The sequence below is a fragment of the Kordia antarctica genome (genome assembly GCF_009901525.1).
Classification (GTDB): Bacteria; Bacteroidota; Bacteroidia; order Flavobacteriales; family Flavobacteriaceae; genus Kordia; species Kordia antarctica.
The window spans coordinates 4,762,163-4,787,173 of sequence record NZ_CP019288.1; the positions used below are offsets into that span (position 1 = coordinate 4,762,163).

General features: G+C 32.0%; 22 protein-coding genes. 6 read left to right on the top strand and 16 right to left on the bottom strand.

The genetic code is table 11. The features are described from left to right. Positions 1-86: 86 nt before the first annotated feature. From IMCC3317_RS19970 to IMCC3317_RS19995, 6 genes are all read left to right on the top strand, one after another. Complete coding sequence (locus IMCC3317_RS19970) at positions 87-2,684, top strand: M43 family zinc metalloprotease (RefSeq protein ID WP_160131246.1); 2,598 nt, start codon at positions 87-89, stop codon at positions 2,682-2,684. A gap of 1,336 nt (positions 2,685-4,020) precedes the next feature. After that, positions 4,021-5,370 (top strand): tyrosine-type recombinase/integrase, encoded by a 1,350-nt coding sequence (locus IMCC3317_RS19975; RefSeq protein WP_160131247.1) that lies wholly within the window; start codon positions 4,021-4,023, stop codon positions 5,368-5,370. A 332-nt stretch (positions 5,371-5,702) separates the two neighbouring features. Further along, positions 5,703-6,359 carry a VOC family protein gene (locus IMCC3317_RS19980; RefSeq protein WP_160131248.1) on the top strand — a complete coding sequence of 219 codons (657 nt, stop codon included), beginning with the start codon at positions 5,703-5,705 and terminating at the stop codon, positions 6,357-6,359. Positions 6,360-6,389: 30 nt separating this feature from the next. Beyond that, positions 6,390-7,148 carry a peroxide stress protein YaaA gene (gene yaaA / locus IMCC3317_RS19985; RefSeq protein ID WP_160131249.1) on the top strand — a complete coding sequence of 253 codons (759 nt, stop codon included), beginning with the start codon at positions 6,390-6,392 and terminating at the stop codon, positions 7,146-7,148. Positions 7,149-7,151: 3 nt separating this feature from the next. Next, positions 7,152-7,883, top strand: coding sequence for a hypothetical protein (locus IMCC3317_RS19990; protein WP_160131250.1), 732 nt, complete (start codon positions 7,152-7,154; stop codon positions 7,881-7,883). A gap of 188 nt (positions 7,884-8,071) precedes the next feature. Then, positions 8,072-8,788, top strand: a complete 717-nt coding sequence (locus IMCC3317_RS19995; protein WP_160131251.1) for a uracil-DNA glycosylase family protein — start codon at positions 8,072-8,074, stop codon at positions 8,786-8,788. A 20-nt stretch (positions 8,789-8,808) separates the two neighbouring features. On the opposite strand, the gene IMCC3317_RS20000 is transcribed toward IMCC3317_RS19995, so the two are convergent. From IMCC3317_RS20000 to IMCC3317_RS20075, 16 genes are all read right to left on the bottom strand, one after another. Continuing rightward, a complete protein-coding gene (locus tag IMCC3317_RS20000; protein WP_160131252.1) occupies positions 8,809-9,225 on the bottom strand; it encodes a DUF805 domain-containing protein in 417 nt (138 codons plus the stop codon). A 77-nt stretch (positions 9,226-9,302) separates the two neighbouring features. Next, positions 9,303-9,800 (bottom strand): hypothetical protein, encoded by a 498-nt coding sequence (locus tag IMCC3317_RS20005; protein WP_160131253.1) that lies wholly within the window; start codon positions 9,798-9,800, stop codon positions 9,303-9,305. A 75-nt stretch (positions 9,801-9,875) separates the two neighbouring features. After that, positions 9,876-11,516, bottom strand: a complete 1,641-nt coding sequence (locus IMCC3317_RS20010) for an NACHT domain-containing protein (protein WP_160131254.1) — start codon at positions 11,514-11,516, stop codon at positions 9,876-9,878. 261 nt (positions 11,517-11,777) lie between these two features. Beyond that, on the bottom strand, positions 11,778-12,704 hold the full coding sequence (gene rlmF, locus IMCC3317_RS20015; protein ID WP_160131255.1) for a 23S rRNA (adenine(1618)-N(6))-methyltransferase RlmF: 927 nt from the start codon (positions 12,702-12,704) through the stop codon (positions 11,778-11,780). Next, a complete protein-coding gene (locus IMCC3317_RS20020) occupies positions 12,674-14,473 on the bottom strand; it encodes a DUF885 domain-containing protein (protein ID WP_160131256.1) in 1,800 nt (599 codons plus the stop codon). The genes rlmF and IMCC3317_RS20020 overlap by 31 nt, the downstream gene beginning before the upstream one ends. Positions 14,474-14,831: 358 nt before the next feature. After that, complete coding sequence (gene trpA / locus IMCC3317_RS20025) at positions 14,832-15,593, bottom strand: tryptophan synthase subunit alpha (RefSeq protein WP_160131257.1); 762 nt, start codon at positions 15,591-15,593, stop codon at positions 14,832-14,834. Between the two features lie 72 nt (positions 15,594-15,665). Then, a complete protein-coding gene (locus IMCC3317_RS20030) occupies positions 15,666-15,950 on the bottom strand; it encodes a GIY-YIG nuclease family protein (protein ID WP_160131258.1) in 285 nt (94 codons plus the stop codon). Positions 15,951-15,992: 42 nt separating this feature from the next. Continuing rightward, complete coding sequence (trpB, locus tag IMCC3317_RS20035; RefSeq protein ID WP_160131259.1) at positions 15,993-17,174, bottom strand: tryptophan synthase subunit beta; 1,182 nt, start codon at positions 17,172-17,174, stop codon at positions 15,993-15,995. Beyond that, complete coding sequence (locus IMCC3317_RS20040; RefSeq protein WP_160131260.1) at positions 17,171-17,731, bottom strand: hypothetical protein; 561 nt, start codon at positions 17,729-17,731, stop codon at positions 17,171-17,173. The genes trpB and IMCC3317_RS20040 overlap by 4 nt, the downstream gene beginning before the upstream one ends. Continuing rightward, positions 17,728-18,345 (bottom strand): phosphoribosylanthranilate isomerase, encoded by a 618-nt coding sequence (locus tag IMCC3317_RS20045; RefSeq protein ID WP_262887066.1) that lies wholly within the window; start codon positions 18,343-18,345, stop codon positions 17,728-17,730. Before IMCC3317_RS20045 ends, IMCC3317_RS20040 begins: the two co-directional genes overlap by 4 nt. A 114-nt stretch (positions 18,346-18,459) precedes the next feature. After that, the gene (gene trpC, locus IMCC3317_RS20050; protein WP_160131262.1) at positions 18,460-19,245 is read right to left on the bottom strand and encodes an indole-3-glycerol phosphate synthase TrpC; all 786 of its coding nucleotides are present in this window, start codon (positions 19,243-19,245) and stop codon (positions 18,460-18,462) included. Positions 19,246-19,391: 146 nt separating this feature from the next. Next, positions 19,392-20,384 (bottom strand): anthranilate phosphoribosyltransferase, encoded by a 993-nt coding sequence (gene trpD / locus IMCC3317_RS20055; RefSeq protein WP_160131263.1) that lies wholly within the window; start codon positions 20,382-20,384, stop codon positions 19,392-19,394. A 260-nt stretch (positions 20,385-20,644) separates the two neighbouring features. Next, a complete protein-coding gene (locus IMCC3317_RS20060) occupies positions 20,645-21,211 on the bottom strand; it encodes an anthranilate synthase component II (protein WP_160131264.1) in 567 nt (188 codons plus the stop codon). Between the two features lie 947 nt (positions 21,212-22,158). After that, positions 22,159-23,553, bottom strand: a complete 1,395-nt coding sequence (locus IMCC3317_RS20065; RefSeq protein ID WP_160131265.1) for an anthranilate synthase component I family protein — start codon at positions 23,551-23,553, stop codon at positions 22,159-22,161. 193 nt (positions 23,554-23,746) lie between these two features. After that, on the bottom strand, positions 23,747-24,313 hold the full coding sequence (locus tag IMCC3317_RS20070) for a YceI family protein (RefSeq protein ID WP_160131266.1): 567 nt from the start codon (positions 24,311-24,313) through the stop codon (positions 23,747-23,749). A 38-nt stretch (positions 24,314-24,351) separates the two neighbouring features. Beyond that, the gene (locus tag IMCC3317_RS20075) at positions 24,352-24,819 is read right to left on the bottom strand and encodes a MarR family winged helix-turn-helix transcriptional regulator (RefSeq protein ID WP_160131267.1); all 468 of its coding nucleotides are present in this window, start codon (positions 24,817-24,819) and stop codon (positions 24,352-24,354) included. Positions 24,820-25,011 lie beyond the last annotated feature (192 nt).

Here is a 25,011-nt window from a genome sequence, read left to right on the forward strand (position 1 = left end):
ATTCACTGATAAACAGTAATTTAACTTAAATTGATATGTAATATTTTTTGTAACATTGAAGTAATATTAATTTAAAACTACTATCAATGATGACAAAAAAGTTATACCAAAAATATTTAAAAATACTAGCAATCATCTTTTTATTTTTTATAAATAGTTGCTCAGAGGAAAATGATGAAATTCAGATTATTAATACTGATATTTCAGTATCTGCATCTCAAACTACAATTCTATGGATAGATGAATTCGACTTGAATGATCAAATCAATTCATCATTCTATTTCAATTATGGAAATGTAAATTCAAATGAAGTCCAAACAAGCATAACCATTAATCAGGATTCAACTATCGTAACCGCTTTTATAGATTTCAAAGAAGAGTTTAGAAATAAATATGACGATATAAATTTGTCGAATAATACAGCATCAATCAGTTTAGAACAAGATGACCCTAATGAGTCAATTGATGAAGATGAAGAAGACGAAATTTCATCTTCAGATATAATTGATTTAAATCAGTCTTTAGAAAGTAGTTTATCAAATTTTAATCTAAATCAGATTGGCATACTTCAATTACCAATTCAAATTCATATAATAAATGATGACAGTGGCAACGGAGGTCTTGATGTTTCTGATGTGCAGACATCTTTAAATAGAATTAATTCAGCCTTTCAATTTGCAAAAATTGAATTTGTTCAATGTAACCAACCAAATATAATTAATAATAGTGATTTTTATAATCATATAAAAAATGAAGAACAGTTTGCCGTACAAAATGATGTGCCTGACGTGTTGAATATTTATATTCCCAAAACAATAACTAAAGTAAACAATGACAATACTACTACTAGTTTAGGCGGTTATGCTTTTTTCCCATTTGAAGATGTAGACAGAATCTATGTTAAAAAAAGCAGGTTTGATGAAACAACATTAGAGCATGAAATAGGTCACTATTTATCTCTTTACCATACTCATTCCACTGCTGGTGACAATGGTGTTTTTGGTATAGGATGTCTTTTTGAAGGAGATGGTATTTGCGATACACCAACTGATCCAAATTTAAGTGGAAATGTCAATTCAAATTGTGAATACATTGGAGATACGCCTAATAGTGCTCTAACAAATAATATAATGTCATATTCAAGAAGTAATTGTAGAACTCAGTTTACTAATGAACAACTAATAAGAATGGCTTTTTCAGCTAGAATACATAGAACTAATTTAATGTGTATGAGCTCTCCTTCAAATTCCGACTTAATAGTAGAAGAGATATGGTTAGACGATGATGGAAATGGTCAATATGATATAAATACTAGAATTAAAAATATTGGTAATGAGGCGACACCAACTAATGAAGATATTTCGATAAAATATTACATAAATAATCAGTTAGTTGGTAATGATACTGAAAATCCTCTTGATCCAAATCAAGATGGAACAGAAACATTGAATAATTATCAGTTTACAAGCTCAGGTACGTACGATTTTAGAATTGAAATAGAACCAGTTTCTAATGAAAGTAATACAAATAATAACTCGTTAACACAATCATTCCAGATCGATGTAGGAGGAAGTAATTCGTCAGACCTAATAGTAGAAGAGATATGGTTAGACGATGATGGAAATGGTCAATATGATGTAAATACTAGAATTAAAAATATTGGTAATGAGGCGACACCAACTAATGAAGATATTTCGATAAAATATTACATAAATAATCAGTTAGTTGGTAATGATACTGAAAATCCTCTTGATCCAAATCAAGATGGAACAGAAGCATTGAATAATTATCAGTTTACAAGCTCAGGTACGTACGATTTCAGAATTGAAATAGAACCAGTTTCTAATGAAAGTAATACAAATAATAACTCGTTAACACAATCATTCCAGATCGATGTAGGAGGAAGTAATTCGTCAGACCTAATAGTAGAAGAGATATGGTTAGACGATGATGGAAATGGTCAATATGATGTAAATACTAGAATTAAAAATATTGGTAATGAAGCAACGCCAGCAAATGAAGATATTTCGATAAAATATTACATAAATAATCAGTTAGTTGGTAATGATACTGAAAATCCTCTTGATCCAAATCAAGATGGAACAGAAGCATTGAATAATTATCAGTTTACAAGCTCAGGTACGTACGATTTCAGAATTGAAATAGAACCAGTTTCTAATGAGAGTATTACAAATAATAACTCACTATCACAGTCATTCCAAATTTATATAGGAGGAAGTAATCCAATTTCTATTACTCCAGCGGATAATTGTTCCTCTAGTCCAATTATGCAGGTAGACACAGAGTATGAAGTAAATATTGATCTTAGTTCAAATAATTATACATATGGTAGTCCAATAGAAGGAGAAAGCTCGGGTGGTTCAAATGTTAAAGGTGTTTGGTTAGAAATAGATATACCGAGCAATTGGTCAGGAATGCATAACATAATTATTTCAGATGTAAGTAATAATTTTGATCCTGTTATTGGTTTAAAAAGTTTTTGTAGTTCATCATTTTATCTATACCAGCCTAATACATCATTAAGGTTTGCTAATTCAAATGGAAATGGTAACGGAGAATCGTTTCAATTCAATGCAAACGCTAGTAGTAATTTTTACATAAGGATTTATCACTATTACGGAAATGAGACACCAAACATAAGTTTTAAAATTAAAGTTGAGTGAAATACTAGCCACATTAAATAATTTTGATTTTATATATAAAATTTAAAATTTTTATCCGCTCGGGTATAAAAACAAAAAACCTGTAATCTTTTAAATTACAGGTTTTTACAATTTTAGTGACCTCGATAGGATTCGAACTTGTGAGAAAGCTGAATCCGAAACTCTGAACTCCCTTTGATTTTGTTAAGCTATTTTGCTTTGATGAATTCGAATGCTTATAAAAAGTACAATTAAGTATATGATGTTTAACAAGCTTCTAATAATTCAGAATTGTTTTATAAGTATTCCCCAAAAGATATAATGTCTTTGATCAAAAACTTAGATTTTGGAATGTTGTGGGTTAGTATGGGTTTACAGCTTATCGTTAAGCGATTAGTTGGATTTTTGAGTAATCACTAAGTGATGAGAATATTTTCAGCGGGGGATTCACAAACTTTTTACTAAGAGATCAACCCGTTTTTTTCAACTTATCGTTAAGCGATGAGTTGGATTTTTGAGTTAATCGCTAAGTGATGAGAATATTTTTAACGGGAAATTCACAAACTTTTTACAAAGAGATCAATCCGTTTTTTTCAGCTAATCACTAAGTGATGAGTATATCTTCAATAGAATATTCACAAACCTTTTATAAGGAGATGAATCATTTTTTTTAGCTTATCGCTAAGCGATTAGTTGGATTTTTCAATTAATCACTAAGTGATGAGTACATTTTCAACAGAATATTTGCAAATTTTTATAGAGATCAATTAGTTATTTGTTTCCTTTTTGGCTTACCACTAAGCGATGAATGGATTTAAAAAAAGAAAATCAGAAAATATGTGTTAAAAGGTGAATAATTCCTAAAATATTTATCATTTTCATCCATCAAAACCTAAATTTCACTTTCATTTAATCAAAATAGTGCCTTTTTTCAAACTTCCTACAATTTCTTCTTACAATCCGTGGTATCGTACCAAAATCATACCAAGGATATTCAAAAACAAATTCAAATCTTTACACCTATGATACTTTAGAGAGTGTCACAAATTATTGAATTGTAGTATTATGCCTAATGAAAAAAATCTATCTGAAAAGAAAACCACTTAGAATGCACATTGGATTGGTAAACTCATAAAGGTTAAGTAATTGGTTTTTAAATTAATATCACATTTCATTTGTACAAGCACCAAAAGTGAACAAATGATATTTGGCTACTATTTCAAATCTTTGTTTATGTGATGCTTTAGAGAGTATCGCATAGTAGTGATTAGCAAAGTAATATCATATCTATATTATATGAATTGCTTACTATTCCCAATCTGAATTTAATAACGTATTTAAAAAAAGAGAAAACTGTATGGCAAAACGAAAACACATGCCTAACAACAAATACAAAGGGCTCTTTATTTACTGTCATGTATGTAAGAAGCATTTTTCATGGACACGAAAAACAACTTTACGAAATACTAAAAAAGTAAAAGAAGAACCTACGTGTGGCGAAACAGGCAAAAATTATTCTACTTGCAAAAGCTTTGAAAAACATCGATATAAATCAAGGTTACACGTTCCTGGAAGTGATGGACGAAAAGCGAGTAAATCACATGATGCTACAAATTATGCAGACGCGGTAATTCAGGCGATTGATTTTGAAAAAGAATTCAAATCGGAATTACAAGGCTTAGGACAACCGATAGAAATAAGAAATCGACACTACTTATTTGATGTACAATTAAGATATATTGACTTTTTAGATAACATAGATGTTCCCGAACATCAAAAAAACACATTATCGGATCAGCGAAAAAATGAAATTATCAACTGTTTAAAAATTTTTAATAAAGCACTTGCAAAGCATAACATCAATAAGAAACTATTTATCGTTAATCGTATTAATGACATGCATGTTGGTTTATTTCATGATTATCTATTAGTAGATAAGAATTACAAAGGAAATACCTACAATGGAAAAATGAGTGCATTAAAAACGTTCTTAAGCTGGGCGATTGACAGATTTAATATTGACATGAAAAATCCCTTTGAAAAAGTACGGATGATTCCTGTCATGGTAAAACGTGATACGATCACAAAAGAAGAATTTAAAAATCTATTAAAAATCATAAAACCCGAAAACGGAATTGAAATTCAAGGAAAATACAAACGAAACAGATACAAGTTATATTTAAAAGATGCTTTAGAATTAGGATTGCATACAGGTGGTAGACGAGAAGAAGTTGTCGGACTTAAATGGAATATGATTCGCGAAAAAGATGGCGAGCCTGTTTATATCGAAGTTCCAAACCTAAAAGTAAAAAGAAAGAAAGGTGAACGATTCAATACAGATGTGCCACCAAAGATTATCCCTGTAACGAAAAGTCTAAAAAACATACTATATCGTTTACGTTATGATATCAACAAAGGAAAAGATAGATATATCTTAAACCCCGATAAAAGAACGGCATCATCCATCAAATCAATGAATGATGCTTTATCATTAGGATTTTCACATTTTTACAAACAATTAAATACGGGTAGAGAATTACAGTTTAAGTGTCTTAGAAAAACATATCTAACGTATCTATCTTCAACTTTGAAAGGAGACACAAAACGTCTATCTTCGCATGCGACAGATACAGTATTAAAAAAGCACTATATTGACGAGCGAATTGTAGATAAAGCAATTAAAGAATTAGATATATTTGAAGATTAAAAAAATAGTAAAACGGTACTCTTTGGCGGTACTCCTATGAAATTCAAGAAAATATGATTTAACGAAAAAGAGTGTAATCCCTTATAAATAGCGTGATTAAAATCAAAGTTATCGAAAACTAAAGAACTAACGAGCAGTTAACAACCAACAACCAGCAACCAACAACCAGCAACCAGCAACCAACAACCAGCAACCAGCAACCAGCAACTGTCACATTGAGCGCAGTCGAAATGCAAAACCAGCAACCAAGTCATAAGAATTCCCTATTCTCAAATAAAAGATAACTTTCCCTAAGCTGTTTCAATCATTTTAAAAAACAGTATTTTTATCTTATGAAAATTAACGAATTAACCCTTTTTACTACGAATTTAATACAGCAGAGACACTTCTACACGAAAGTGTTAGAATTACCATTAATAGTTTCTGATGAAGAAAAGTTTACCGTAAAAATTGGCGTTTCTTCCTTGACATTTATCGCTTCCGAAAATACAAATCCAGCGCATTTTGCCATTAATATTTCCTCTTATAAAATTAAAGAAGCGTTGCAATGGATTTTAAAGAGAACCAATATTTTATGGTGTGAAGGCGAACAAATTGCAGATTTTTCCAATTGGAATGCAGCAGCACTTTATTTTTATGATTCAGCTAAAAATATTGTAGAATTCATCGCACGAAAAGATTTAGATATTGTAAATACGCATCCTTTTTCTGCATCAGATTTGCTAAATATTAGTGAAATAGGAATCGTTTCAAACGACAACGAAGCGATTTATGAACAATTGAATGCAATGCGTTCGATTCCAATTTACGATGGAAATTTAGATCGTTTTTGTGCGCTTGGAAATGAAGAAGGCTTGTTTATTTTGGTTAATAATACAAAGAAAAAGTGGTTTCCTACACAAGAAGAAGCCTTGGTAGCTGATTTTTACATCAAAGGCGATTATAATTTTGCATTCCTGAATGGGGAAATAATCACAGAAAAAGAGTAAATTTAACAACAAAAAACGAAAGAGAACGAAATGAAGATTGTCATATCACCAGCAAAGTCATTAGACATAGACAGTAAAATTCCAACTAAGAAACATACAGAATCCTGTTTTTTAAAAGAAGCAGCACAACTAAATAAAGTATTAAAAAAGAAGTCGCGAAAAAGTTTATCAAAATTGATGAATATTTCTGACGCTTTGGCAGATTTGAATTGGCAACGAAACCAAGAATGGGAATTGCCATTTACCTCAGAAAATTCGCGACCAAGCATTTACACATTCAGCGGCGCCGTTTTTCAAGGATTAGATGCGTTTTCATTATCAGAAGAAAAAATTGACGTTTTGCAAAATTCGTTGCGGATCTTATCAGGACAATACGGATTGCTAAAACCGTTGGATTTAATGCAACCATATCGTTTGGAAATGGGCACAAAACTTCCCGTTGGAAAAAATAAAAACTTATATGATTTCTGGAAAAAGAAAATCACAACGCAACTAAATAATGAACTTGAAGATGGCGAATTGTTTGTGAATTTAGCTAGTAACGAATATTACAAAGCAGTTGATGAAAAAGCATTGAAAGTTCCTGTAATTACGCCAGTTTTTAAAGATTTTAAAAATGGCGAATACAAAACCATTATGACCTACGCGAAACTTGCAAGAGGTTATATGACGCGCTACATTATAGATAAAGACGCAAAAACTATTGATGATTTAAAAGGATTCAACTATGAAGGTTACGGTTTCAGCGAAGAAATGTCTAACAAAAAAGAATTAGTTTTCACACGATAATATATGTTCTACTATTACGCTCTTATTGCGGTTCAAATTTACTGTTTGTATCATGCTTACAAAAATCAAAAGCCATATTATTGGTATTTTATCATTTTCATTATACCAGGATTTGGTTCTATGATCTATATTCTTACGCAAATTGTAGACACTACAAACATTAAAGAAATAGAGAGCGAAATCACAACGATTATCAATCCTTCAAAGAAAGTAAAAGATGCTGAAAAGCAACTCGAATTTTCAGATACGTTTCAAAACCGAGTCAACTTAGCAGATGCATATTACGAAATTGGCGCGTATGAAAATGCTTCCATGCATTACGAATCGGCTTTAAAAGGTAATTTTCAGAAAGATTTTTATGTAATGACACAAATGATTGGCGCCATGAATCAATCAAAAAATTATGAAGAAGTCATTCGCTTGGCGGAAGAAATAAAAAATAAGCACGAATTTAAAAACTCCAAAGCACAATATATTTACGGTTTGGCACTTGATAAATTGGGTAGAATTGAAGAAGCCGAACAAAATTTACAACCAATAGACCAACGCTATTCTAACTACGGAGAACGTTTGGTATTGGCGGAATTTTATGATAAAAACGGCAAGCGCACAAAAGCAATTGAAATTTTAGATGAAATCATTTCAGAATCAGAACACATGACGCCACAAAACCGTAAACTTCACCGACAAACGATTACGAATGTGCGAAAGTTTCGAGAGGAATTGGAGAGTTGAAATTGAAGCCGAATTTGAACTTGATTTAACGTTGTTAAAATAAAATGCAGAATGGTACTTTTGTTTCACTCTTTTCTGAAGTATAGAAAAGGTTTTGCGTTAAGAATTTTAAAATGTGCCAATGTGATACTGTAGTAATTTAATATTCATTCAATTTTTAAATCCTTTAATCTTTCAATCTCTATTAAATGTTCCTACACAAACATCCATATCAACCTTTCATTCAGTCTAATACCGAAAAACTCATTGTCGGAACATTACCGCCACCACGATTTTCCACTGGCGATTTGCTCGAAAAAGATGTTGATTTCTGTTACGGAAGTTACTACAATTCACTTTGGTTGTTCATTGATAAAATTCATGATCTTAACTTACGTTATGACAATTCGCAAGAAGCGATTGACGAGCGAAAATCATTTCTAATCCAACATAAAATTGGCGTTTGTGACATTGTCGGAAGTTGTGAACGTGAAAAAATAGATGCTTCTGATTTGGGAATGCAAAACATTCAATTGCGTGATGTTGTTGACTATTTAAAAAAATATCCAAGTATTCATACGATTCTATTCACAGGCGGAAACTCCAAAAATGGTCCAGAATATTTCTTTAGAAGACATCTAAAAGAGTACAATCTAAAACTAGAAGTTGTTTCAGATGTTGTACCTAGAATTCATCAATTTGACATAAATGCTGTCACTGAGCCAAGTCGAAGTGCAGTATCACATAAAAAACAATTGTCACATCAATCTACATCAAGAACAATCAAAACCGTCTCGCTAACTTCGGCTTCCGGAGCAGCAAACCGCGCTGTTGGAAGCATTCCGTTATACAGAAAACTAAAAAGCGAAAACCCAACGTTTACTACGTTTGATTTCCGCGTTTTGCAGTATAAAGAGTTCTTTTAAAAGATCCTCTAAATTATTTTTTAATGATTTGATTTTGTTCCAATATTGCTTAAATCGTCTGGATACGCTGCTTTTGGATCTGGTCCATATTCGTTAGGTCCAACTTGTCCTTCAGTGCACAGTAAAACAAGTAACCAAATTGTACCAATTAAAGGAATCAATGAAATAAAATACATCCAACCGCTATTTCCAGTATCATGCAATCTTCGGACAACAACAGCTAAATTCGGAATAAAAACTCCAATTACATATATAAATAAGATAACCAATCCTAAGATTGCAAGCGATTCTGAGGTGAAAGCTAAAATCGCCACTACGACATACAATCCCAATGTAATTAAGAAGTTAAACAATACAAACATCCAAAACTCTTGCCGTCTTGCTCTTCCTGTAAAGTTCGCATAATTATCGCGTACTACTTTTAAATACCATTCCATAATTTAGTGTTGATTAGTGTTAGTTAGACTTAAATATAAATAAAATTTTATAAGTCCTTTTTTAAAAGAAGAAGAACTTATAATTTTGATTCAATATAAGATGCTAATTTTCCTTTCTTTTGAAGCTTTTTATACTTTTCTACAGCTTTAATTTTTCCTAATAAGCCTTTATTTCGGTTGTAAAAAGAGATCACACTTTCAATGCCGCTTACATTTCCTTTTAAGTTGTCTTTATAATCATCATTTTCTACACAATATGCGCCCCAACCTGCCATATAAACGATTAAGCAATCCGAAGATTCAATAAATGTAGCAATGTCTTGAGATATTGTGATGGAAACTTTTGGACTGCCTTGCAACCATTTCATGATAAATGCATACGTGTCTTTACGCTTTGTTGTTTCCTCACTCAATGGAGTATTTGTAATCCATTTGGTAGCTTTTACAAAATCTTGTGCATACGTGTCATAATCTTCAGCTTTCACTAATTTGTAATTTTTTGGAAGCTCAAATTCTTGTGCATACGACGTAGAAATTACACATAATACGACGAATAGTGATACTAATTTTTTCATAATAAAGGTTTTAATGAATTCAAATATACTAAAATAATGTAAAAAATATTTACAGAAAACTCCAAGCTACATGGATTAATTTTTGTTGTCTTCATTTATTATTTTGTTTCTTAGCCTTAGAAAAACTATGGCTTTCCAAATAAGTACTATGATCCATATTGATAGTAGTATTGACAAGATCATTCTTTTGTTATCATCATTGTTAAATATTTCCATTTTTAAACAAGTAAGTATTGGAACTGTGACTGCTATAAAGCAAATGAAAAATGCGGTAAAAGTCAGAAACTGTTTTGCGGAAATTTCAAATAAGATTAATCTCCTTTCTTGTAGTGATTGTTGAACGTCATTTTTTAACGAAAAATTATTCATCTCATAATTAGACAGGCCTAGTTTCTCAAAACTGGAACGATCCTTAATTAATTCAGGATCAAACTTTGTCATCTCTAAAAAAAACTTCTTAGCTGCATCTAAATCTGAACTAAAGAAAAACTTAGCTCTAAAATCTACATTATGAATAACTTCATAAGCTAGAAAATATTCTAAAATAGATTTATGTGAAAACTTATACTCTCCGATAGCATTTCTATTTAATAAAGATCTAGTTCCTTGGTCGTATTTGTCTATTTTAATATGATTTCCCTCTATATCTTTTAATTGTAAACCATTTGGATTATCTATAATCTCATTAACTTTTAATGTAGGTTTAGAATTTCGTTTATGTTTATTCAAATATAAATATCTTGCTAGGGCTTTCGAAAAATTTAGTAATAATTTCTTGTATTCTTTTCCGTATTTTTTTTGGATACCTGCTTTAGTAGATTCTCTTTCTAACCATTGATCAATTAGAGTTTCATAAATTTGAAACCCATATTTCATTTCTACGTCAGTATCAATTAAATCAGTAATACGACTCAATAGCATTGGGCGCATCATTAAATTTGGACTTTTTAGCACTATACTATAGGCTTTCAAATACTTTGATTTTTTGAAGCTAAAAAAGTATCTAAACCGTTTTTTTAAATATCTTTTTATATCTTTTTCATCAAAAACAGAAAGGTATATTTTTTGAAAATTATATTGCCCGCCATTTGGGCCAAATTTGAATTTCCCTGTTTCAGTCGGCTCATCTTTACTCGAAGGAAAAAATTGTGTTCTACAAGTGATCACAACTTGTCTATACTCACCAATTAATTCAAGAACTTCTTTAAGTCTTTTCTTATAATTATACACAGCTTCATTATCCTCATCAAAAGCATCTAAAAGTAGAATACAATTTTCTTTTTCTTCCGAAGACATTTCTTTAATTCTTTCAATAGTTTTTGGGTGTCCAAAGGGAAGTAATTTAATATTGTGTTTAGGTTTCTCCCAAAACCATTTGGTTTTGAACTTATATGATAAATAAAGATTGATCATAAAAGTTGTCTTCCCCATACCTGAATCTGCCAATACTAAATAATATTTATTATCATCTTTTTCTTCTATAAATGCTTTATTTACAAATAACGGAATTAAGGGATTTCTAGCTGCAGCTATATAGCTACGTCCAGGCTCTTCATCTTCGGAAGGCGGAACATTCTGAAAATTTGTCGGAATATAATATTTGGTGGCAATTTGAACTTCTACAGAACTATAAAAAGGATGTAAATCTTTTGCAATTAATTTGCTTCTATATTTCTTGATAAAGTACTTAACAAATAATCCAATGTATTTACTCATAATAAGAAGTGTAAATAGTATGGTAGTTACACTGATTAAGTCTCGTATAATTGAATTGCTTACTCCAAGATCTTTTAAGAGTTGTTTAAAAAAAATTAATAAATCGAATAGATTTCCCGCCATGAATTAAGTTTTATTTCCAACTAAAATAAATAAAAACCTATAAAAATGTAGGTTTTTGCGTATAAAAGTTAAAAATATGCGATTAGATCATATTAAATAAATACTTGAAAAATATTTTATAGAAAGTTTTTTATGATTTTATAAGTTGAACGACCAAGCTACAATTCTACTAATTTTATTTCCTTGTCCCATCGGAATGGTTTTTACCGTTGTTGCATTCACAAGTTTTAAAGCGTCATAAATTGCAGGCAAATTTGCTTCTTTAGAAACCAACGTTGTAAACCATAAACACGATTTTCCAAACAGTTTACTTTCGGTAATCATATTTTTAATAAACTTCTTTTCGCCGCCTTTACACCACAATTCGTTGCTTTGTCCACCAAAATTTAGTTCAGGTTTTGCGTTTTTAGTGCCTTTCAAATTCTGCAACTTTCGAGTTGTTCCAGCAAGTGCTTCTTTGGCAGATTTGTGAAATGGCGGATTGCAAATCGTAATCGAAATACATTCAGAATGTTCTAAAATTCCCTTAAAAATTTGATTCGGATTTGTCTGTTGCCGAATCTCTATATTGTCTTTTAAATTTTTATTTTGAGAAATAATTTGTTGCGCATTTTCAATAGAAACAACATCAATATCAGAAGCGATAAACGACCAATCGTATTCTTGCGAACCAATAATTGGATAGACTAAATTTGCGCCTGTGCCAATATCTAAGCATTTTATAGCTGTCCCTTTCGGGATTTTCCCCTGATACGTTTCCCCCAAAAGCGACGCAACATAATGAATATAATCTGCTCTACCAGGAATTGGCGGACACAAATAATTGGCTGGAATATCCCAATAATCAATGTTGTAATACTGTTTTAACAATGCTTTATTGAGCATTTTCACAGCGTTTGGATCAAAAAAATCAATAGATTCATCGCCAAACTTATTCGGTTTTACAAAGCTAGAAAGTTCAGGAATTGCTTTTATCAACAATTCAAAATCATAGCGTTCCCGATGTTTATTCAGCGGATGCAATTTTGACTTTATTATTGGTTGTTGCTTTTTTCTTGAATCCATACATTAATTTTATCTTCCAACAATTGCAACGGAATACAACCTGTACTCAATACTTGATTGTGAAATTCTCTAATATCAAATTTATCTCCCAAAGTATCTTCCGCTTTAGCGCGCAACTCTCTAATTTTTAACTGCCCAATTTTGTACGACAACGCTTGCCCAGGATTTGCCATATAGCGTTCAATCTCAGAAATAATACTTGCTTCGCTTTCCGCTTCGTTATCAAGTGAATATTGAATAGCTTTCTCACGAGTCCAACCTTTTGCGTGCAATCCTGTGTCTACAACCAAACGAATTGCACGATGCATTTCCATGCCCAACATTCCAAAATATTGATACGGATCTGTGTACAAACCGAGTTCTTTTCCTAACGATTCGGTGTACAAAGCCCAACCTTCGCCATAGGCGCTGTACCATAATGTTTTCCGAAACGCTGGCAAATCATCGTTTTCTTGCGTTAACGAAATTTGATAATGATGTCCAGGAATTGCTTCATGCAAAAACAAGGCTTCATCCGAAAATACATTATAGGTTTTTGCATCAGGAATTGGTGTATAAAAAATCCCAGGACGCGTTCCATCTAGCGAACCTTGATTATATTCGGCACTTGCAGAAGCTTCTCTAAATGCTTCCGTACGACGAACTTCGAACGGAGTTTTTGGTTTCAAATCGAATAATTTCGCAATTTGTGGCTTCATTTTGTCGTGAATTGCATTGAAATTATCAATAATTTGTTGCGCATCCGTATACGGCATTAACTCTTTATTTGATCTCACAAAATTGAAAAATGATTTAATATCGCCTTTAAAACCAACTTGCGTTTTTACTTTCTCCATTTCTCCCAAAATTCGAGCGACTTCTTTCAATCCTAATTCGTGGATTTCACCGGCTGTCATATTGGTTGTTGTGTAGTTTTTTATAGAATGATTATAATACGCTTCTCCATAAGGAGTTTCAGAAATTCCAGAACTTTCTCTTCCAGCAGTCAAATAATCGGTCTTTAAAAACTGATACATTTCATTAAAAGAAGGAATCAATTTTTCGTTTAAAAATGTGGAATATGCTGTTGTTAGTTCTTTTTTACTTTCGTCAGAAAAGTCTTTTGGAAAGTTTTTAATTGGTGAATAAAACAAATGATTTTCTACATCGGCAGAAGCCAACACTTCAAACTGCGGAATTACTTTTTGAATCAATGATTTTGGCAGAACATACTTTTCGTTAATACCTTCTTGCATGCGTTCTTTTGCAGTTTTTAACCAAGTATTATAACCTTCCAAACGCTTCAGCCAATTATTATAATCTTCAACCGTTTTAAAAGGTTGTGCGCCAGCGCCGCTTGCCAATTGACCAACGGATAAATTTAATGTCCACATTTGATTGACTGGAAATAACACATCATTTTTAAAACTTAATTGTCTTAATTTCATGTCGCAATCCCAATTCAAAATAGCTTTGCTCAGTTGTTCACTTTCAGTAAGATTAGTATCTGCATAATTTTTTAGAGCATCTTTAAAAGTTCTATAATGTTTCTTTACCTTTTCTTGATGTTCATCAGATAGAAAATCTGGAAATTGATCGTTATAGCGATTATCGCCAGCAGATGTTGCTTGCAAAGGATCTAATTCCAGTCCTTTTTGATAATAGCTCTCTAAAAATTCAGCAAAATTTTGAGTTTCTGTGACTGTTTCATTTGTGTCACTTTTCTGTTGGTCGTCACAAGCAACGAGAGAAAAGATAAAGATTGATAAAATATAAATGTGTTTTTTCATGTGATGAATTTCTTTTTTGAGGGATTAAAAGTACTATTTTTTTAAGTTAACGTCAGTTTGATACAAAAGTTAAGAGCATTTTTTGTCTTTTCCGCAGTATAGAATGAATTTTTCGTTAAAAATTTTCGAATCCTTGGAGAAAATTTAGAAAAATTTATACGGTTTTAGTTTTTCCCAAAAAGAAAAACTAAAAATACCTCTGGAAAAGCGCACTTTCTTTTGTTGAAGCCTGTGCTGAACTTGATTCAGTATTCTTTGTGCGAGCAAAGACAAAGAAAATTAAAAACTAATAGCGTGTTATCATACAACTAATATTATTAAATTTTAAAGTTAGTAATTAGGTTTTTAAGCACTTACGTTATCTAATTTTTGATACAAAATCTCCAATAGTTTTTGTTCCGTTCTGTGTCAAATGCTTTATAAATGCACTTCCAATAATTGCGCCTTTTGCTTTATTGGTTGCTTGTGTAAATGTTTCTCGATTGGAAATTCCAAAACCAACTACTTGCGGATTTTTCAAATTCATATTACCAATTCTATCAAAATAATCAGCTTGCGCATTTCCAAAACTACTTTTTGCGCCTGTTGTTCCTGCCGAACTTACCATATAAATAAATCCGTTGGAAATACTATCGATAAATCGGATGCGTTCTTCAGAAGTTTGTGGTGTAATTAAAAACACATTAATCAAGCCGTGTTTTTCAAAAATGGCTTGATATTCATTGTGATACACATCAACAGGCATATCTGGAATAATCAATCCGTCAATTCCGACTTCTTTACACTTTGCACAAAAAGCTTCAATTCCGTATTGCAACATCGGATTTAAATACCCCATAATAATTAGCGGAATAGAAACTGTTTTTCGAATATTGGCTAATTGCCCAAACAGAATCTTGCTTGTCATTCCATTTTTCAAAGCTTGCGTAGAACTTGCTTGAATCGTTGGCCCATCTGCCAAAGGATCACTAAAAGGCAACCCAATTTCGACCATATCAACGCCGTTTTTTTCCAACTCTTGAATCACGCCAACGGTATCATTCAAACTTGGATATCCTGCAGTAAAATATATAGATAATAACTTTTTATCTTCTTGTAATTTTTGGTTTATTCTGTTCATCAATTATATTATTTTTTCATTCCTGCGAAGGCAGGAATCTCATGCTTTTCCTCAATCGAATAATTGAAGAATTTATATATATTCAGAAAGGTCTTTCCAATCGGGATTCAATCCATTAATCAAATTAATCTTCCATTCACGCTTCCATTTTTTAATTTGGCGTTCTCTTTTAATCGAATTGTTTACATATTTCGTAGTTTCAAAATATACGAGTTTATGAACATTATATTTTCCAGTAAAAGTGCTCGTACTATTATTTTTATGTTGAATTAATCTTTGTTTCAATTGCTTTGAACGTCCAACATATAAAACTGTATGACTTTTATTTGTTAAAATGTAAACATAATGTGTATCCATCGTTTTTGTTATGATTCCTGCCTTCGCAGGAATGAAAAATAATTATAACTTGAAATATTCTATATAAGTATTCAAATCCTTGTCGCCACGACCAGATAAATTCAGCACTACAATTTCATCTTTTTTGAATTTTCTAGTTTCAAAAATTGCCAAAGCATGCGAAGTTTCAATCGCAGGAATAATACCTTCTAATTGTGACAATTCAAGTCCAGCAGTCATTGCTTCATCATCTGTAATAGAAATAAATTCGGCACGTTTGCTGGCGTATAAATGTGCGTGCATTGGTCCAACACCAGGATAATCTAATCCTGCCGAAATAGAATACGGTTCTGTAATTTGTCCGTCTTTGGTTTGCATCAATAAAGTTCTACTTCCGTGAATAATTCCGTCTTCTCCTAAAACCGAAGTTGCTGCACTTTCACCAGAGTGAATTCCTTTTCCAGCTGCTTCCACAGCGATTAAATTGACACGTTCATCATCTAAATATTGATAAAAAGCGCCAGCCGCATTACTTCCGCCACCAACACATGCAATTACATGATCTGGATACGAGCGACCTTCTTTTTCTTGCAATTGCCATTCAATTTCTTCAGAAATTACAGCTTGAAAACGCGCTACCATATCTGGATACGGATGCGGACCAACCACCGAACCAATAATATAATGTGTGTCAACTGGATTGCTAATCCAATCGCGAATGGCTTCGTTTGTAGCATCTTTTAATGTACGACTTCCAGATAATGCGGCACGAACTTCTGCGCCTAACATTTTCATTCGAGCAACATTTGGCGCTTGTCGTGCAATGTCAATTTCGCCCATATACACAATACATTCTATGCCCATTAATGCGCAAACTGTTGCCGTTGCAACTCCATGTTGTCCTGCGCCAGTTTCGGCAATAATTCGGGTTTTACCGAGACGTTTTGCCATCAAAATTTGTCCGATTGTATTGTTTACTTTATGTGCGCCAGTATGGTTTAAATCTTCACGTTTTAAGTAAATTTTCGTGTTGTATTTTTTAGACAAACGTTCTGCATAAAATAATGGCGACGGACGTCCGACGTAATCTTTTAATAATTGTTTGAATTCTTTTTGAAAAGAATCTTCATACATAATCTCCAAATACTTTTGACGTAATTCTTCCACATTCGGATATAACATTTCAGGAATGTACGCGCCACCAAATGTGCCGTAATATCCTTTTTCGTTTACGTGATAACTCATGATCTTATATATTTTTTAAACGTGTTGCTATAATTGTCTTGATATGTAATTTTAGTAATTTGCTTGAAGTTTGATTTATTTGGTTCTTCTAGAAAACCTTGCGCATTAAAGTATTCAATTGTAACATTTTTACTTGAAATTTTTTGAATACTTCCAATAGAAAAATAGTTGTGCTTTTTGCGTTCACATTCTACAATAACGCATTCTTTTTTCGCTAGTAAATTTTTAAAGATTGTCTCAAATGATGTAATATCTATTATATTATCTTTTTTAGTGATTTTCTTGAATTTTTTCGGGAATTCTTTTTCGAAAACCATTCCATAATATTCATCATTTTTATTACATCTAATATTTGTGATTACTTTAATAGGAATGCAATTAAAACCTATAAAACGGAATTCATCATTTTCTGCAATGAGTATGAAATCATTAGAACATGTTAGAATATAACCAGTAGTAGCACTGAAAACATCATTTTTGAATCCTCTACTGATTTTTACGTAATTCTTGTTTTTTATATGTGTTGCGATTATTTTTTTTATTCTTTTCTTACTCATGATATCGCTTTTTTAAATGTTGTTAACTCCTCAACATTCTTCAATCCTGGAGCAATTTCAAACTTACTATTAATATCTAACGCATAACAATATTTTGAGGCTTTACTATTTAGAAATGCTTCTAATTTTGGAATCGTTTCTAAACCAATTCCACCACTTAAAAAGAATGGTTTTTCGGATGGATAATTTTCTAAAACTTTCCAATCGAATGTAACGCCATTTCCGCCAGGTAATCTTCCTTTCGTATCAAACAAAAAGTAGTCAACAAAAGCTTCAAATTGTTTTAAAGTTGTAAAATCAAATTCGTCTTTTATAGAGAATACTTTGATGATTTCAACACGGACATTGAGCGGAGTCGAAATGTAATCTTTCAATTCAGAGCAAAATTCAGGACTTTCACTTCCATGTAATTGTACTGCTAGTAAATCATGTTGTATTACTTTTTCAATTATTTCTTCTTGCGAAGAATTTACAAAAACACCAGTTTTTTTGATGCTTTTTGGAATTTCAGGAATATGAGCGTCAAAAAACCGTAATGATTTTTTATAGAATATAAAACCCAAATAATCTGGTTGCAACTCGCTGATTGCAATCATATTATCTTCATATTTCATTCCGCATATTTTGAGTTTCGTGTGTTTCATTAAATGATTAAAATATTAAATAATTAAAAGCAATTTATCTAAAGTAATAGTGCTTTTCATAACTCATAACTCATAACTGAAAAACTAAGAACGCAACTCCTCAATAAATGCCAAAGCACTTTCGCCAGGATTCTCCGTTTTCATAAAATTTTCTCCAATCAAGAAACCTTGATAACCGAATGGTTTTAAATCTTTAATTGCTTTCACAGAACTGATTCCACTTTCGGAAACTTTTACGAAATCATTTGGAATATGAGTTGATAATTCTTTGCTAATAGCTGTGCTAACTTCAAATGTTTTTAAATTGCGATTGTTTACGCCTAACATATCTAATGACGGCATGATTGATTTTTGCAATTCTTCCAAATTATGAACTTCTAATAAAACATCTAAATTCAAACTTTTTGCTGTTTCCGATAGTGTTTTGATTTCGTCTCTTGTCAAAACTGCCGCAATTAATAAAATAACATCAGCACCATGCGCTTTTGCCTCGATGATTTGATATTCGTCTACAATAAATTCTTTTCGCAAGATTGGAAATTGCACGCTCGCTCTTGCCAATAAAATATCATCAAGCGAACCTCCAAAGTATTTTCCATCTGTCAATACAGACATTCCGCAAACGCCAGCATTTTCATATCCTTTTGCCACATCTTGTACACTTGCACTTTGATTGATGACTGATTTTGAAGGCGAACGTCTTTTAAATTCTGCAATAATTCCTGTGTCACTTTCGCGCAACGCTTTTGCCAACGAAGAAGTTTCACGATTAAATAATACAGAACTTTCTAATTGCGATATTGGAATGATGCTTTTTTTGAGAGCAACTTCCTTGTATTTATCTGCGATGATTTTATCTAAAATGGTCATAAAAATTGAAAATTTTTATTCCCGTGCAAACGGGAAACTATATTTTATTCCTGATGAATCGGGAAACGTATTTTTTTAATTCCGATAAATCGGGAAACGTATTTTTTTTAATTTTTATTCCCGATAAATCGGGAATCTACGCTGTGTTATTTGCTCAATTCCTGCAACTTCTTCAAAACTCGCAACGCTTTTCCAGAATGCAACGATTCTTTCGCGATTTCGAAACCTTCTTTAACTTCGAAACCATTTACTGTTGCAATCGCCATTCCTGCATTTGCACAAACTACATTGTTTTGCGGATTAGTTCCGTTTCCTTCTAATATGTTTGTGAAAATTTCTGCCGCCGAAGCAACCGAATCGCCACCATAAATATCAGCTTGTAAATGTTGTGGAACTCCGAAATCTTCTGGAGTTAATATTTCTTCTGAGTTGTTTCTGATTGCTTTGGTTGAACCAGTTAGTGAGATTTCATCATAACCATCTAACGCATGTAAAATGGTGTAATTCTTATCTGTATTTTGGTATAAATAACCATACATTCTCGCCAATTCTAAGTCGAAAACACCAACCATTTGATTTTTCGGAAACGACGGATTTACCATTGGACCCAACATATTGAAAAAAGTTTTTACACCTAATGCTTTACGAATTGGCGCCACATTTTTCATTGCTGGATGAAATAAAGGCGCATGCAATACACAAATTCCTGCTTTGTCAATACATTCTTCAAGGAAATCGGTGTCGTCAGTAAATTTGACTCCTAAATGTTCCATCACATTTGATGAACCACTAACCGAAGAAACGCCGTAGTTTCCGTGTTTGGCAACTTTTACGCCAGCACCAGCTGTAATGAAAGAAGCCAAGGTTGAGATGTTGAAAGTATCTTTTCCGTCGCCGCCAGTTCCGCATAAATCAATTGCGTTGTACGCAGATAAATCCACAGGAATACATAATTCTAGTAATGCATCGCGGAAACCTTTGAGTTCTTCAAGTGTAACACTTCGCATCATAAAAACCGTTAGGAAAGAAGCAATCTGACTCGGATTGTACATGTCTTTCGAAATGTTTACCAATACTTGTTTGGCTTCAGTTTCTGTGATGTTTTCGTGATTTATGAGTCTGTTTAGTAGGTTTTTCATGTTGTTTGATTGAAAGATTGAAAGATTCAATAATTGAATAATTCAAAATCTTAATTCTGTAATTTATTTATACTTTTTGTTTTTTCAAATTACTTCTCGATACAAATTTGTTTCACAAATTCACTCGAAGTGACGTTTCGTTTTTTTTATTTAAAATTGAGCATTTAACATTTATAATATTTAAGAAACAGATTGCTTCGGCGAAAAGCCTCGCAATGACATTTCTGAGAATCTCAATATTAATATCTAAAATCTCATTACTATTTAGTAATCCAATTTTCTAGTATTTTTTTCCCATTCGGTGTTAATATCGATTCTGGATGATATTGAACGCCACGAACATCATATATTCTGTGACGAAGCGACATGATTTGTCCGTTTTCATCAAAAGAAGTAGCTTCTAAACTTGGCGGTAACGGACTTGCAACAATCCATGAATGATAACGTCCAACTTCAAACGATTTTGGCAAACCATCAAAAAGTGATTCGTCATCAACAGAAACTTCTATTTTTGTGGCAACTCCATGATAGACTTCTGATAAGTTTGAAAGTGTTCCGCCAAAGACTTCGCCGATTGCTTGTTGTCCTAAACAAACACCTAAAATACTTTTTGTAGCTGCATATTTTGCAATAATTGGTTTTAATAAACCTGCTTCATCGGGAATTCCTGGGCCTGGCGAAAGAATAATTTTTTCGTAATTATCTACTTCTTCCAACGAAAGTTGATCGTTTCTTTTTACCGTAACATCGCAGCCTAAATCTTCTAAATAATGCACAAGATTGTACGTGAAACTGTCGTAATTATCTATGACTAATACTTTTTTCATTTTTTTGTTTAATTAAAAGATTGAATAATTCAATGATTAAAAAATCTCAATTCTGGTCTCTTTTATCTCTTTTCTTCAAAGCACTTCTCGATACAAATTTGTTTTACAAATTCACTCGAAGTGACGTTTTGTTTTAATTTAAAATTGAGCATTCAACATTTACAATTTCTAGGAAACAGATTGCTTCGACGAAAAGCCTCGCAATGACGTTTTGTTTATCTCAATTCTTACTACTAATATCTTACATCTATTTTATCTTATTGTTTTTAAAGTACTTCTCGATAGATACTGAATCAAGTTCAGCACACTCGAAGTGACGTTTTGTTTTAATTTAAAATTGAGCATTCAACATTTACAATTTCTAAGAAACAGATTGCTTCGGCGAAAAGCCTCGCAATGACGTTTTGTTTATCTCAATTCTTACTACTAATATCTTACATCTATTTTATCTTATTGTTTTTAAAGTACTTCTCGATAGATACTGAATCAAGTTCAGCACACTCGAAGTGACGTTTTGTTTTAATTTAAAATTGAGCATTCAACATTTACAATTTCTAGGAAACAGATTGCTTCGGCGAAAAGCCTCGCAATGACGTTTTGTTTATCTCAATTCTTACTACTAATATCTTACATCTATTTTATCTTTTTGTTTTTAAAGTACTTCTCGATAGATACTGAATCAAGTTCAGCACACTCGAAGTGACGTTTTGTTTTAATTTAAAATTGAGCATTCAACATTTACAATTTCTAAGAAACAGATTGCTTCGGCGAAAAGCCTCGCAATGACGTTTTGTTTTTAATAGAAAGTTTAACGTTTAAAAGTTTAAATTGTAACTGCAAATGGAGATTTTCTCACAACTCACAACTCACAACTCACAACTCACAACTCACAACTCACAACTCACAACTCACAACTCACAACTCACAACTCACAACTCACAACTATTTTATATTGTTTCCGCAATTTCCAACGCCGTATTCAACGCTCTTAGTTTGTTATAAACTTCTTGATTTTCGTTTTCTTCTTCGGATTTTGCTACAATTCCTGCGCCAGCTTGGTAATGCAATTCATGATTTTTGCTTAGAAACGTTCTGATCATAATTGCGTGATTAAAGTTTCCATCAAAATCCATAAAACCAATTGCACCGCCATAAAAATCACGGTTGGAGGTTTCATATTTTTCAATTAATTGCATCGCTTTGTGTTTTGGTGCGCCACTTAAAGTTCCTGCCGGAAATGTATCAGCCACAACTTGCATCGTTGAAACATTTGTGTGTTTTTGAGCCGTTACTTTAGAAACTAAATGGATTACATGCGAGAAGAATTGTAATTCTTTATACGTTTCTATTTTGACTTGATTACCGTTTCGACTTAAGTCGTTTCGAGCTAAATCGACGAGCATAACGTGTTCTGCATTTTCTTTTGGGTCGTCAAATAATTCTTTGGCAGATTTTGCATCTTCTTCATCATTCCCAGAACGTTTGAAAGTTCCTGCGATTGGATGAATTTCTGTGTGATTGTCTTGCACAACTAATTGCGCTTCTGGCGAAGAACCAAAGATTTTGAAATCGCCATAATCAAAATAGAACAAATATGGAGACGGATTTATACTTCGCAACGCGCGATATACATTGAATTCGTCTCCTTTAAATTTTTGAATGAATCTTCTCGATAATACTAATTGAAATACATCGCCGCGAAAACAATGTTTTTTGGCTAAGGCAACATTTTCTTTAAATTGTGCATCATCTAAATTTGACGTTCGTTCGCCATCAATCGTAAATTTATACGTTGTAAAGTTTCTGGATCTTAATAAATGTTCAATCGTATCAATATTATCTTCTTTTTCATAAGAATGTGAAAAAATGTATGCTTCATTTTTAAAGTGATTAAACGCTATAATGTTTTGATAAACAGCATAATATATATCTGGAATGTCAAGTGATTTTTCTTTTTTAGAGATTTCTACATCTTCAAAATACCGAACTGCATCGTACGCTATGTAACCAAATAAACCATTATTGATGAATTTAAAATCGTTTTTATCCGTTTTAAATTGTTGCGAAAATTCATGAATTAATGCAGGAACATCGGTTGTCGCAGTAATAGGAGTGACGAGTTTTTCTCCGTTTGGAAATTCCCGCGTAAGCGTTTCATTCATCACTTTAATACTCGCGATCGGATTGCAACATACATACGAAAAACTGTTTCCGCTTGCGTGATAGTCGCTACTTTCTAAGAGTAAACTGTTCGGATATTTATCTCTGATTTTGAGATAGACACTTACAGGCGTAATTGTGTCTGCCAGAATTTTTTTATATGTTGTTTTTAAAGAATACATAGTTGAGTTTGTTTCAAAAAAAAAAGACTTGTCGTGATTGACAAGCCTTTTTATATATCTATTAATAGTAAATAGGGACTTCGTTCACGATTTTTTTGTTCGTAAGTTCCACCACCAAGTATTTACTAAATTTAATTTCATCTGTTATTTTGTTGTGACAAATATAGGAATGAATTTTATAATAAAAAATATTTTAGAATTTTAATTCTACGTTTAAATCAAATTCATCGTTGATTGCTTTGTCTTTTAATCCGTCAAAGAAAGAAGCTGAACCGTATTTGATTCCATATTTTGTACGATCTACTTTTAATTTCGCTTCCGCTGAATTGTTCTCAACTTCAATGTCAAATGTAATTGGCGATTTGTTTCCCTTGATTGTTAAATCGGCAGCAACTCTGTATACATTGTCATCAGTTTCTACAACTTTTCTGAAGTTTAAGATTGCATCAGGATATTTTTCAACTCCAAAAAAGTCGTCAGATTTTAAATGTCCTTCTAATTTTGCTTTTCCGCCACCTTTTAAATCTGTAACATTTATCGTTGCCATGTTAATGGTAAACGTTCCGCCAATAAGTTTTCCGTCTTTAAATTCTAATGCGCCGCCTTTAAAATCAATTGTTCCTTCGTGCTGACCTGTTACTTTATAACCTGTCCATGTGATTGTACTTGCGTCTGCATCAATTCTTTTTTCCTGTGCAAAAGCAGTTGTAATTCCAGCAAATATAAATAATGCTACTAATGTAAAGATACGTGTTTTCATTTTTTTGTTTTTAGTGTGTGTAATTTTTTAGGGCAATTTTATAAGGATTGCGAACCTCTCAATTTTTCTAATAATATATTTAATGTTTCAGCTTCTGCTATTGTGAGCTGTTGCATATTTTTTTCTTCTAATTCGTTTAATTTCGGATCGATTGTGTCTAATAATTCCAAACCACTTTTTGTGATCAAAATTTCCACTTTTCGGCGATTTTCTGGACAAATAGTTCTGTCTACAAATCCTTTTAAAATCAATTTATCAATTAAGCGTGTTGTGTTGCTATTTTTATGAATCATGCGTTCTTGAATCGTAGCCAAGTTTGCAGGTTTCCCTTTTTGACCTTTTAAGATGCGTAACACATTAAATTGTTGTCCAGAAATGTCATATTGTTTAAAAAAGTCCAAATACTTTTCTGATAACACTTTATTCGTAATCATAAAATTCAGCGCAGTTTGCTTCGCTAAAGGCAAGGTTGCATTACTTTTTAATATGTCTTGTAATTTATTCATTGTATGTACAACAATTGTATAGACAAATGTAATTTAATTTTTTAGTTGTGAAGTGTTTGGAATGTTAAAGTTTGATTAAAGTTGATGAAAAGGAAACGTCATTTAGAGTATTATTGAGATCAAAATATATTTTAACAATGCTCGATATGACAGGAAATCACTTCTTTAGATTTGTTATTTCATTCCGTCATT